Origin of the sequence: Polaribacter sp. (genome assembly GCF_965656025.1) — a bacterium.
Classification (GTDB): Bacteria; Bacteroidota; Bacteroidia; order Flavobacteriales; family Flavobacteriaceae; genus Polaribacter.
The window spans coordinates 1,416-14,119 of the sequence record NZ_CBFHJT010000066.1 but is presented as its reverse complement, the minus strand read 5'-3'; the positions used below and the strand labels follow the sequence as shown (position 1 = coordinate 14,119).

Below are 12,704 nucleotides of genomic sequence, written 5' to 3'. Positions count from 1 at the left end.
CCAAACCCAACAAATAAAATAGAAAAACCTTTGCATGTTTGGGTTGATGAACTCATAAACCTGAAACAAAAAACTGACGAAGAAAAAAAAGACTATGTTTTAGAAGCTTGGAATGGTTTAGAGGCTCAAGAAAGACTTATTTTTAATAAATTAATTGGTGGTAGCTTTAGAATTGGGGTTTCTAAAAAAACGTTGGTAAATGCGTTGGCAAAATTATCAGGTATAGATGCCAATCAACTGATGCATAGTATTATTGGGAATTGGACGCCAAATTCTATCACTTTTGATGATTTGCTTAATGGCGAACACATTAATTACGACAAATCAAAACCTTATCCTTTTTGTTTGGCGTATGCTTTAGAAAAAGATTTAACAGATTTAGGTAACGAAAACAATTGGCAAGTAGAGTATAAATGGGATGGAATACGTGGGCAAATCATTAAAAGAAAAGATGAGGTTTTTATTTGGTCTAGAGGAGAAGAATTGGTTACACAACAATTTCCAGAATTGGTTGCAGCTATTTCTCAATTTCAAGACGATTTTGTAATTGATGGAGAAATTTTAGCCATAAAAGACAGTGCTGTATTACTTTTTAACGATTTACAAAAACGTTTGAATCGTAAAAACGTTACCAAAAAATTATTAGAAGAAGTGCCTGTTGGATTCTATGTTTATGATATTTTAGAACTCAACGAAGTAGATTTAAGAACGTTTTCTATGAAAAATAGACGTTCGAAATTAGAAGAATTATTTCAGCAAAATACCAGTGATATTTTAAAACTATCAGAAGTCATCAATTTTAAAAAATGGAACGAATTAGATGTCTTAAGAAACCAAGCAAGAAGTTTTAATTCTGAAGGATTGATGCTTAAAAACAAAGCATCTATCTATCATGTTGGAAGAAAAAAAGGAGATTGGTGGAAATGGAAAGTTGATCCACTAACGATTGATGTAGTAATGATTTACGCTCAAAAAGGAAGTGGAAGACGTAGTTCTAAATATACAGATTATACTTTTGCAGTTCAACACGAAGACAAATTGGTTACAGTTGCCAAAGCATATTCTGGCTTAACAGATAAGGAAATTACAGAAATTTCTAAGTGGGTTAATAAAAATGCAATTGAAAAATTTGGACCAGTAAGAACTGTAAAACCAGAATTGGTTTTCGAAATTGCTTTTGAAGGTATTGCCTACAGCAAAAGACATAAAAGTGGCGTAGCTTTGCGTTTTCCAAGAATAAAACGTTGGCGAAAAGACAAAACCGTAAAAGATATTGATACTATAGAATCTTTAAAAGCGCTTATTGAAAATTAAGTTTAAAGTTTAATATTTCAAATTTAAAGTTGAAAAAAGAACGATTATTAAATATTTTAAAAAATACCAAGTCTATAAATTAATAAAAATTTTATTTTGATATTCTAACTTTGAACTCAAAATTTTAAACTCTGAATTATAAAGTTGAGCAACTTCAAACAAACCCAAGGCTATCAAATCATTCAAAATTGGATGGAAGAAAAAGGACATACACCTTTTAGTTTTCAGTACCAAACTTGGGAACGTTATGCAAATAATTTTAGTGGAATGGTGGTAGCACCAACAGGTTTTGGAAAAACATTTTCTGTCTTTTTAGCGGTGATCATTGATTATTTAAATCATCCAGAAAATTATAAAAATGGTTTAAAACTTATTTGGATTAGCCCTTTGCGTTCTCTCGCTAAAGATCTAGCAAAAGCGATGAGTACAGCTGTTGAAGAAATTGGATTAGATTGGGAAATAGCGGTTAGAAATGGAGATACACCCACCAATATCCGCAGAAAACAAGAACGTGCAATGCCAGACGTTTTGTTAACCACTCCTGAAACTTTACATCTGTTATTTTCTCAAAAAAGAAATTCGCGTTGGTTTAAAGATGTAAATTGTGTAGCTGTAGATGAGTGGCACGAATTGTTAGGTTCAAAACGTGGTGTACTTACGGAATTGGCCATTGCTAGAATCAGAAATTTATCACCAAAAACCATTATTTGGGCTATTACAGCTACCATTGGCAATTTAGAAGAAGCCAAAAATGTGTTGATACCTTATGATGTAAAAACCACCATGATTCGTGCCAAAGAAAAGAAAAAAATAGACATTGTTTCTTTGTTGCCAGATCAAGTAGAAGAGTTGTCTTGGGCAGGTCATTTGGGTAAAACCATGAGCTCTAAAATTATTCCTATTATTTATGAAAATACCACCACTTTAATTTTTACAAATACTAGAAATCAAAGTGAATTGTGGTATCAAATTATCATTGAAGAGGAACCTGATTTAATTGGACAAATTGCCATACATCATGGTTCTATAGACAAAAAACAACGTAATTTTATAGAAGATGCCATTTCAAACGGAATGCTAAAAGCAGTCGTTTGTACATCGTCTTTAGATTTGGGAGTCGATTTTAAACCCGTAGATTGTGTCATTCAAATTGGTTCTGCCAAAGGAATTGCGCGTTTTATGCAACGTGCAGGAAGAAGTGGGCATTCGCCTTTCGAGCGTTCTAAAATTTATGCAGTTCCTACACATTCACTTCAATTAATAGAAGTGGCAGCCGTAAAAGAAGCTGTAAAACAAAACGAAATAGAAACTAGAAATCCGTTTGTTTTAACCTACGATGTTTTAGTGCAATTTTTAGTAACATTAGCTGTGGGTGAGGGTTTTAAACTAGAAGAAACCTATCAATTAGTTAAAGAAATTCATGCTTTTCATTATTTAACGAAAGAAGAATTTAATTGGTGTATTCACTTTATCACCAAAGGTGGAAACACTTTGAATGCTTATGAAGAATTCCATAAAGTGGTATTAGATGATGATGGTTTTTATCGCGTAAAAAGTAGAAGAATAGCTATGATGCACAGAATGAATATTGGTGTAATTGTAAGTGAAGCCATGTTGATGGTAAAGTTTTTTTCTGGTGGATATATTGGTATGATTGAAGAGTATTTCGTGTCGAAATTAAAAAAAGGTGATGCATTTATTTTAGGAGGAAGAGTTCTGGAAATGAAACAAATAAAAGACATGAAAGTCTTGGTAAAACGCAGTAAAAAAAAGAAAGCCATTACACCAAGTTGGATGGGAGGTAGATTGCCATTAACTTCTTATTTAACGCATTTTTTAAGGCTAAAATTAAGTGATGCATTAACCCCAAATAACAGAGAAAAAGAATTAAAATTTTTGCATCCGCTTTTAAAAAATCAACATATAAATTCCCACATTCCAAAACACGACGAATTTTTAGTAGAATTGATAGAAACCAAAGAAGGTTTTCATTTATTTGCATACCCGTTCGAAGGTAGATTGGTACACGAAATTATGGCATCTTTAATTGCCTATAGAATTAGCCAAATTGCAAAGAGAACTTTTACAATTGCCATGAACGATTATGGTTTTGAGTTGTTGAGCGACCAAGAAATCCCACTAAATAAAGATAATATCAGCAATATATTTTCTAAAGAACATTTAATAGAAGATGTTACTGCAAGCATTAATGCAAGTGAAATGGCTTCTAGAAAATTTAGAGATATAGCTGTGGTTGCTGGTTTGGTAATACAAACCCAACCAGGAAATAAAAAAACCAATAAAAGTTTACAATCTTCTTCCGGCTTAATATTTAGGGTTTTAGAAGATTTTGAGCCCAATAATTTACTACTAAAACAAGCTTATAATGAAGTGTTTGATTACGAGTTAGAAAAAGTACGTTTGCAAGCCGCTTTTAAACGCATTTCTGAGAGTAAAATTATTTTGAAAAATGCCAGTAATTTTACACCTTTAAGCTTTCCATTAAAAGTAGATAGTTTAAGAGGAACCATGAGTAACGAAGATTTGAGTAAACGTATAGAACGTATCCAAAAACAAGCTTTAAAAGACTTAAAATGATCAATACAATGGCTATAATTTCTAAAAAAATTATCTGTAAAGATGCTGTTTTAGAGATTACAAATCAAAGAGTTATTTTTTGGGAAGCACAAAAAAGTCTCATTTTAAGCGATTTGCATATTGGTAAAGCTGCACATTTTCAAAAAAGCGGAATTCCTATTCCTAAAAATGTTTTAACTACAGATTTAGAGCGTTTAAAACAACTCATTCATCATTTTAAAGCAGTAAAATTAATTATTGTTGGCGATTTGTTTCATGCTGCATACAATACAGATTTAGACGAATTTAAAAACTGGCTAAATCAATTTAAAAATTTAAAATTACAACTAATTAAAGGCAATCATGATCGACTAAGTAATTCTATTTATGAGCAATTCAATATCGAAGTTTTTGCATCAGAATTAACCATTAATTCTTTAACATTTGTGCATGATTCCATCGAGCCACAAATAGATTCTTTTATCATTTCAGGCCACATTCATCCAGGGGTTTTTATCAAAGGAAAAGGAAAACAACGCATTAAGCTACCATGCTTTCAAATATCTGAAAATCAGTTGATTTTACCTGCATTTAGTTTGTTTACAGGCTTAAATACGAGACAAAGTTTACCAAAATGTAAAAATTTTGCGTTTACAGAAGATGGTATATTTGAGGTTTAATTTTTTTTAGAAGCTAATCGCGCTTTACGTTACAATCTTTTTTCGTTTCAAATAAAAGAACAAAAAGTTTCTTAAGTTATTTTCTTATAAAAATCAGTTTATTGTTTTTCAATTTACCTCAAAAAAAGGATTTCCACTTCAATCACGGCTAAACCTATTAAAAAACCTATGACATTATTAAAGTTCTAGGTTTTTTTAGAAACAAAAGTAAAAGACCCTTCAGGTTTTTAAAACCTGAAGGGTCAGAAAATATAAGTCTGTATCTCATTTCAACTTTATAGAGAAATCTCTTTTAAAATAAGGTTTCTCGATTTCACTTAGTTTCACCCGAAATGACAAAAATGACTATTTCATCAAAAAAGCCTTTAAATCTTCATAAGAACTTGCCTTAATGGCAACTTTCTTATTATTAATTACTTTTTGTATTTGTTCAGGTATTTCTACTTTTACGGGCAATGTTCCTTCTACAACATCTAAAAACTTCACAGGATGCGCAGTTTCTAAAAATACCCCAAATTCGTTTTCTTGCAAACCGTATTTTTCTAGACCTAAATAGCCAACTGCTCCATGAGGATCTGCTACATAACCAGATCTTGTATAAATTTCATTCATCTTTTCACGAGTAGCATCATCTGTAAAACTAAAAGAAGAAAAGTGTTTTTTTAAAGTTTCAAAATCGTTGTTATACAATTCTTGAATTCTAATAAAATTACTTGGGTTTCCAACATCCATTGCATTAGAAATAGTGGCTTTAGATGGTTTTGGGTTGTATTTTCCTTCTAATAAATAATTAGGTACGGTATCATTTATATTGGTGGCAGCTACAAAATGTTTAACAGGTAAACCTAATTTTTGCGCCATAATTCCTGCACAAATATTCCCGAAATTTCCACTTGGTACAGAAAAAACCAACTCTTTGTTTTTTGATTTTAATTGTTTGTAAGCAAAGAAAAAATAGAACATTTGTGGCAACCAGCGTGCAACATTAATGGAGTTTGCAGAGGTTAAGGTCTTTTTAATTTCTTCATCTAAAAAAGCGGTTTTTACCATTTCTTGGCAATCATCAAAAACACCATCTACTTCTAATGCTGTAATATTTTGCCCTAAAGTAGTTAGTTGTTTTTCTTGAATATCACTTACTTTTCCTGAAGGATATAAAATAACCACATTTACGCCTTTTGCACCTAAAAATCCGTTGGCAACTGCACCACCAGTGTCACCAGAAGTCGCAACTAACACTGTAACTTCATCATCATTATCTTTATTAAAATACTCTAAGCATTTTGCCATAAATTTTGCGCCAACATCTTTAAAGGCCATGGTTGGTCCATGAAACAACTCTAAAGAAGCAATATTTTCATCCGTATTTACTAACGGAAAATCGAAAGAAACTGTTGCTGCAATGATCTCTTTTAAGGTTGCTGTTGGAATTTCATCACCCACAAATTGTTGGATTACTTCAAAAGCAATTTCGTGATTCGAATAGTTTTCTATATTTTCTATAAAATCTTTAGAAAGCGGTGTAATGTTATCTGGAAAATAAATTCCTCTGTCTTTTGCCAAACCTTGTACAACTGCATTTTTAAAAGTTGTTTTTGGCGATTTATGGTGTAAACTGTAGTAGTTCATTATTTTTAGTTTTTAGTTTTTAGTTGTTAGTTTTTGGAGGAGGAATAAACCGACAACCATCAACTAACAACCAATAACTATTTTAATATTTTCATTCCTTCAGCATTTACTTTAGAAGTAAACATTGTAAAGTCTATAGCTGTTTTATTATACGTATTTTTTATAGCTTTGTAAACCTTTTCTGCAATTTCATCACCTTTACAAAGTGCGTAAATTGTTGGACCAGAACCACTAATTCCCGCACCTAAAGCACCTGCTTTTAAAGCGCTATTTTTTACATCATCAAAGTGTGGAATTAAGCTTTTTCTAGCAGGTTCTGCAACTAAATCTACTAAAGAATTGCTAATCAACTTGTAATCGTTTGTAAACAAACCACTAACCAAACCGCCTACATTTGCCCATTGTGTAATTGCATTTTTTAAAGGGATTTCAGTTGGTAAAACTTCTCTAGCGTCTTTGGTTTTTACCTCAATTTGTGGGTGAATTGCTACAACTCTCAATTCATTTGGAACAGGTAATTTTACAATTTCTAAAGGTTCGTAACTTCTAACCAACACAAAACCGCCGTAAATAGCTGCAGCTACATTATCTGCAATTGCAGAACCACAAGCAACTTCTTCACCAAACATAGCAAATTTTGTTAATTCTAATTCAGAGTATTTATTGCCTAACAGTTGATTTGCGCCAAAAGCAGCACCAGCAGCACTTGCTGCAGAACTACCCAAACCACTTCCAGGAGAAAAGCCTTTGTGAATGGTTAATGCGATTCCGAAATTGGCATTTGCTGCTAATAAAATCTTTTTTACAACTGCGCTTGCAGCATTTTTATCAACATTATAAGTTAAATCTGCACCTGTAATATTTGTAATTTTAACTCCTTTTTCTTTGGTTTTGGTAAATGTCATTTCATCACCAATAGCATCTACAGCAAAACCCATAGAATCGAAACCACAAGAAACGTTGGCAACAGTTGCTGGCGAAAATATTTTTAAATAATCCATTTTTTTTAGTTCGCAGTTTACAGTCTTCAGTTGGCAGTCAGTTATTTTACTGATTACTGCCAACTGAAGACTGCCAACTTATTTATTAGCAATTCTAATTACATCTGCAAAAATACCAGAAGCAGTAACGTCTGCACCAGCACCAGCACCTTTTATAATTAAAGGATTTTCTGGATATCTGTCTGTAAAAAACAGCACAATATTATCACTACCTTCTAAATTGTAAAAAGGATGATCTGATGGAATGTGTTGTAAACCAACATTGGCTTTACCATCGTTAAATTCTGCCACATATTTTAAACGACAATCCATATCATTTGCAGCTTTAAAAATTTGCTGAAAATGCGCTTCGTTTTTTGTTAATGTTGTATAAAAATCATCATTATTATTTGTGTCTAAACTTTCTTTTGGTAAAAATGCATTGTTTGCAATATCTTCTAGTTCTAGTTGATAACCACTTTCTCTTGCTAAAATTAAAATTTTTCTAGCAACATCAACTCCACTTAAATCAATTTTAGGATCTGGTTCTGTAAACCCTTCTTTTTGTGCTTGTGCAACCACATCATGAAAGGTAGTATTTTTATTAAAATTATTGAAAACAAAATTTAAACTGCCAGATAAAACTGCTTGAATTTTATGAATCTGATCACCAGAATTCACCAAGTTTTTTAAAGTATCTATAATTGGCAAACCTGCACCTACATTGGTTTCAAATAAAAAATCTGCATTGTATTTTCTAGAAACCTCTTTTAATGTTTTGTAGTTTTTAAAATTTGAAGCACAAGCAATTTTATTACAAGTTACTACAGAAATACTGTCTCTTAGATATTTTTCATAGACTTCAGAAACTGATTGATTTGCTGTATTATCTATAAAAACACTGTTTCTATGATTGGATGCTTTTACTTTCTTGTGAAAATTTTCTAAACTAGTTGGTTCGCCATTTTCTAGAGCTTCTTTCCAGTTTTTTAGGTCGATTCCAGAATTATCAAAAACCATTTTTCTAGAGTTAGAAATACCAATAACTCTAATTTTTAGTTTTAAGTTTTCTTTTAAAAATTTCTTTTGTTGATGAATTTGCGCTAAAAAGCGTTCACCAACATTACCAACACCAGTTACAAATAGGTTTAATTGTTTTGTTTTTTCTTCAAAAAATTGTTCATGTAAAGTGTTTAAGGCTTTTTTAGCATCATATTTATTAATTACTGCAGAGATATTTTTTTCTGAAGAACCTTGTGCAATCGCTCTAACATTTACATTATTTTTACCTAAAGCACTAAACATTTGTCCACTTAAACCCTGAAAGTTTTTCATACTTTCTCCAACAACAGCAATAATTGCCAAATCATTTTCTATAATAATAGGTTTTATTTTTTTTCTAGTAATTTCTATACTAAATGTTTCATCTAAAAGTTCTTGCGCTTTTTTAGCATCATTTTCATAAACACCTACACAAATAGAGTGTTCAGAAGAGGCTTGTGTTATAAAAACCACATTTATTTTTGCTAACGAAAGTGTTTCAAACAAACGTTTCGAAAAACCAGGGATTCCAATCATTCCACCACCTTCTAAAGTAATTAAACTGATGTCTTCTATATGAGAAATTCCTTTTACTTCGTTGCCATTTTTAGGTTTTTTAGTAATTAAAGTACCCGAGTTTTCCGGCTCAAAAGTATTTTTAATTCTTATAGGAATTTGTTTTCTTAAAGCTGGTTGTATGGTTGGTGGATACAAAACTTTTGCTCCAAAATGAGACAATTCCATCGCTTCTTCATAAGAAATTTCTGAAATTGCGTATGCCTGTTTTACAACTCTTGGGTTTGCAGTATACATTCCGGCAACGTCTGTCCAGATTTGTAATTCGTTTGCATTTAAAGCCGCCGCATATATAGCCGCTGTAAAATCAGAGCCACCTCTACCTAAAGTAGTAGTTTCATCATCTAAATTAGAAGAAATAAAACCACCTAAAATTGTAATTTGATGCTTATTTTCTTCAAAGAAATCTGCAATATTTTGATTGGTAACTTTAAAATTTACTTGAGCATTTAAGTAATTATTATTGGTAATTACCAAATCTCTACTTTCCTTATGTACTGCATCTAATCTCTCTGCAGCTGCATTTGCAATAATAAAAGAAGATAATCTTTCTCCAACACTAGAAACTTTTGCTAAGGTTTTGTTAGATAATTCTTGCAATAGAAAAATGCCTTCGTAAATTGATGTTAGCCTTTTTAATAAAGAAGAAACTTCTTCAGTCACTTCTTTTTTATTTTTGATAATTAAATCATCAATAACTTGATGATGTAATGTTTTGATATTTTCTAAAGTTTGTTTTGCTACTTTTATATCTAATAAGGCTTCATTTGCTCCCGCTAAAAGATTGTTGGTGGTTTTACCAAAAGCAGAAACTACTACTGCAATTTTTTCTTTTTGAGACGCATTTGCAACAATGGCAATGACTTTTTTTATGTTTTCTGAATTTGCGACAGATGAACCGCCGAATTTTAATACTTTCATTTTTTATTTCTTAATGAAAATTAGTTTTATGATTTTTATTTTCGATCTTATCGAAAAATTTTACCCTGTGTTTATATAATAATGAATAACCCCTAAAGGGTGATTGTAGTAGAAGTGCGCGTAATATTTCCCATAGAAATACCCACTATAGATATAGTTTTGAAGGTTTTTATGTTGACATTTGAAATACTCACAAAGCAAAAGTATTATTAAAATTTAAAACGCAATTATTTCTTAAGGATTTTTTTCGGTAAATACTTAATTAATGTGATTTTTTTAAAAAACACCACCTTAAATTTAATAATTATGATTATTTACCTATTTGTTTCGTTTTTTCTTTAATAATTGTTGCAATAGGTTTGTTTTGAATTTTGCTTTCTAACCAAGATAAAATATCTAAATATAAAAAAGCACGTTTTTCGTAAGGATGATGTTCGAACTTTTTAAGTTTGGTATGTATTTTTTTGAATTCATTTTTAATTTCATGCGGAAAAACATCACTTAAATCTCTTATAGAAGTTAAGAAAACTTTTTGTACCTCTTGTAAATTTTCCATTTTAAGTAAAAATTTATAAGTGTCTAAAAATTGTCTTTCTAAATCGTAATCTAAGCCACATTCGTAATGTGCTATTAAATTTAAAATTCTTGCAAAACATTGCAAATCTTCTGCAGTGCTTAAGTTTTTAGAACGAATTATTTTTTGCAAATAGGCAATACATAATTTGTTTTTGCCCATTCCAAAATACAAACAGGCTACTTTATAATATAGTAAAACTACATAGTGGTTGTCTAACCTGTTTTTATATTTATCTATTTTAGCATTGATAATATCTACTAAATATTCTCCTTTTTCAAATGTACCTTCTAAAAAATGTAAGTGTAGTTTGTTGGAGTATAAATACAAAAAAATCAATAACTCTGTATTGGTATTTAAAGGGATTTCTTTTTGTTCAATTTCGGTTTCAAATTTTTCTAGCTCGTTTTTAAATGTCGATACGTTTTTAACTAAAAAAGACGCTTCTAATAAATAATTTTTAGATTTTAAATAAAAAACGGGGTGTAAATTTATCAGTTTACTTGAATTAAATAAGTCTACACATTTTCTAGCATATTTATAGCTTAATAGAAAATCTTGAATTAAAAAACTATGCCATAAGTGTGCTTTGTTTAACCACAATCGCTCTCTAAAACCTAATTTCTGATAGTCATATTTTGGCATTCTGTTGCTAAAATAATCATTCACAAAAGTTAATTCTTCTTCATTTTTAACGTAGCCATTTTGTAATAAATGACTATATAATTGTAAGGATAAATTTGATAATTTACTTGCAATAACATTGTGCTGACTTAGCTCTTTTGCTTGTACAGAAAGTTGATCTGCTCTATTGCTAATACTTCTAGTTATGTATTGTGTTTCAATTACTTTTTCTAACTCAACAATTTCGTAAGCAATATTTTTTTCTTCGTTATCTAAAGCCATATTTTTAGCTTTTTCTAACAGTTTTAAACTTTGTTTGTACAATCCTTTTTGATATAAAACTGTAGCAAAATCTAACTGTTCTCTAATTTGAATACGAACATTTTTATGAGCTGGATTTAAGCGTAAACTAATTAAAATTTGTTTGTATAAATGTGCTTTTAAATTAGATAATTGTTGTTTAGATACAATACCACTTCCAATAATTACTTTTTCGTTGTAAACTTTGAGTTTTTCTAAAAATTTGAAAAGTGAAAAAAATTTGGCATCAATGTTACCCCCCAATCTACCCACATAGAGGTTAAATTGCCTTTTTTCTGACTTAGTTAAAGACTTAATAAGTACAAAAAGAGCATCATTTTGTTGATTGGCGGATGTAGAGACTTTACTCATAATTGATTGTTATTCAAATATTTAAATTATGTTTATTTGTTTTAGAAATCGTTATTGATCACTAAATTTATAAAAAATTTAGAATGCAAGATATATATTTGATTTATAATAAAGACAATCTTTAGAAAAATTATGCAAGACAATCAAGTACAAATATTCGACACGACACTTAGAGATGGTGAGCAAGTTCCAGGGTGTAAATTAGATACAAAACAAAAACTAGTAATTGCAGAAAGGTTAGATTTATTAGGTGTAAATGTAATTGAAGCTGGTTTTCCTGTTTCTAGTCCTGGAGATTTTACTTCGGTTTCTGAAATAGCAAAAATTGTAAAAAATGCCACTGTTTGTGGTTTAACAAGAGCTGTTGAAAACGATATTAAAGTAGCTGCAGAGGCTTTACAATTTGCAAATCACCCAAGAATTCATACAGGTATTGGTACTAGTGATTCTCATATAAAATTCAAATTTAATTCTACCAGAGAAAAAGTGATAGAACGTGCTGTAAAAGCTGTTTCTTATGCAAAATCTTTTGTAGAAGATGTAGAGTTTTATGCAGAAGATGCAGGTAGAACAGACAATGAGTTTTTGGCAAAAGTATGTGAAGAAGTAATAAAAGTTGGAGCAACGGTTTTAAATATTCCAGATACAACTGGCTATTGTTTACCTGAAGAATATGGAGCAAAAATGAAATATTTACGTGAAAACGTAAAAGGTATAGAAAATGTAATACTTTCTTGTCATTGTCATAACGATTTAGGTATGGCAACTGCCAATTCAATTTCTGGAGTTATTAATGGGGCTCGTCAAATAGAATGTACAATAAATGGAATTGGCGAACGTGCTGGAAATACAGCTTTAGAAGAAGTTGTAATGGTGCTGAAACAACATCCATATTTAAATCTAGAAACCAGTATCAATACAAAACTTTTGTATGATACTAGTATTATGGTAAGAGAAAGTATGGGGATGCCTGTGCAGCCAAACAAAGCTATAGTAGGTGCAAATGCATTTGCACACAGTTCTGGTATTCATCAAGATGGAGTAATTAAAAACAGAGAAACCTACGAAATTATGGATCCTGAAGATGTTGGTGTTACAGAAAGTGCTATTGTTTTA

General features: G+C 30.6%; 8 protein-coding genes. 4 read left to right on the top strand and 4 right to left on the bottom strand.

Translation table 11 applies throughout. The features are described 5' to 3' along the window. The 3 genes from ACTG3S_RS11715 to pdeM all read left to right on the top strand — a co-directional run. Positions 1 to 1,314, top strand: a 1,314-nt coding sequence (locus tag ACTG3S_RS11715; protein ID WP_439129537.1) for an ATP-dependent DNA ligase, incomplete at its 5' end; no start/stop codon positions are given. Positions 1,315 to 1,458: 144 nt separating this feature from the next. Continuing rightward, positions 1,459 to 3,912, top strand: coding sequence for a ligase-associated DNA damage response DEXH box helicase (locus tag ACTG3S_RS11710; protein WP_439129536.1), 2,454 nt, complete (start codon positions 1,459 to 1,461; stop codon positions 3,910 to 3,912). Continuing rightward, on the top strand, positions 3,909 to 4,571 hold the full coding sequence (gene pdeM, locus ACTG3S_RS11705) for a ligase-associated DNA damage response endonuclease PdeM (RefSeq protein ID WP_439129535.1): 663 nt from the start codon (positions 3,909 to 3,911) through the stop codon (positions 4,569 to 4,571). Before ACTG3S_RS11710 ends, pdeM begins: the two co-directional genes overlap by 4 nt. Positions 4,572 to 4,916: 345 nt before the next feature. On the opposite strand, the gene thrC is transcribed toward pdeM, so the two are convergent. The 4 genes from thrC to ACTG3S_RS11685 form a co-directional block, all read right to left on the bottom strand. Then, complete coding sequence (gene thrC / locus ACTG3S_RS11700; protein WP_439129534.1) at positions 4,917 to 6,200, bottom strand: threonine synthase; 1,284 nt, start codon at positions 6,198 to 6,200, stop codon at positions 4,917 to 4,919. 77 nt (positions 6,201 to 6,277) lie between these two features. Next, positions 6,278 to 7,201, bottom strand: a complete 924-nt coding sequence (locus ACTG3S_RS11695; protein ID WP_439129533.1) for a homoserine kinase — start codon at positions 7,199 to 7,201, stop codon at positions 6,278 to 6,280. A 78-nt stretch (positions 7,202 to 7,279) separates the two neighbouring features. Beyond that, positions 7,280 to 9,718 carry a bifunctional aspartate kinase/homoserine dehydrogenase I gene (thrA, locus tag ACTG3S_RS11690; protein ID WP_439129532.1) on the bottom strand — a complete coding sequence of 813 codons (2,439 nt, stop codon included), beginning with the start codon at positions 9,716 to 9,718 and terminating at the stop codon, positions 7,280 to 7,282. Positions 9,719 to 10,028: 310 nt separating this feature from the next. Continuing rightward, positions 10,029 to 11,588, bottom strand: coding sequence for a hypothetical protein (locus tag ACTG3S_RS11685; RefSeq protein ID WP_439129531.1), 1,560 nt, complete (start codon positions 11,586 to 11,588; stop codon positions 10,029 to 10,031). 132 nt (positions 11,589 to 11,720) lie between these two features. Between ACTG3S_RS11685 and ACTG3S_RS11680 the strand changes: the two genes are divergently transcribed. Next, the coding region (locus ACTG3S_RS11680; protein WP_439129530.1) for a 2-isopropylmalate synthase at positions 11,721 to 12,704 on the top strand (984 nt) is incomplete at its 3' end.

Coding starts and splice junctions, on each gene's coding strand:
- pdeM (WP_439129535.1), top strand. CDS start 3,909: ATGATCAATACAATGGCTATAATTTCTAAAAAAATTATCTGTAAAGAT.
- thrC (WP_439129534.1), bottom strand. CDS start 6,200: ATGAACTACTACAGTTTACACCATAAATCGCCAAAAACAACTTTTAAA.
- ACTG3S_RS11695 (WP_439129533.1), bottom strand. CDS start 7,201: ATGGATTATTTAAAAATATTTTCGCCAGCAACTGTTGCCAACGTTTCT.
- thrA (WP_439129532.1), bottom strand. CDS start 9,718: ATGAAAGTATTAAAATTCGGCGGTTCATCTGTCGCAAATTCAGAAAAC.
- ACTG3S_RS11685 (WP_439129531.1), bottom strand. CDS start 11,588: ATGAGTAAAGTCTCTACATCCGCCAATCAACAAAATGATGCTCTTTTT.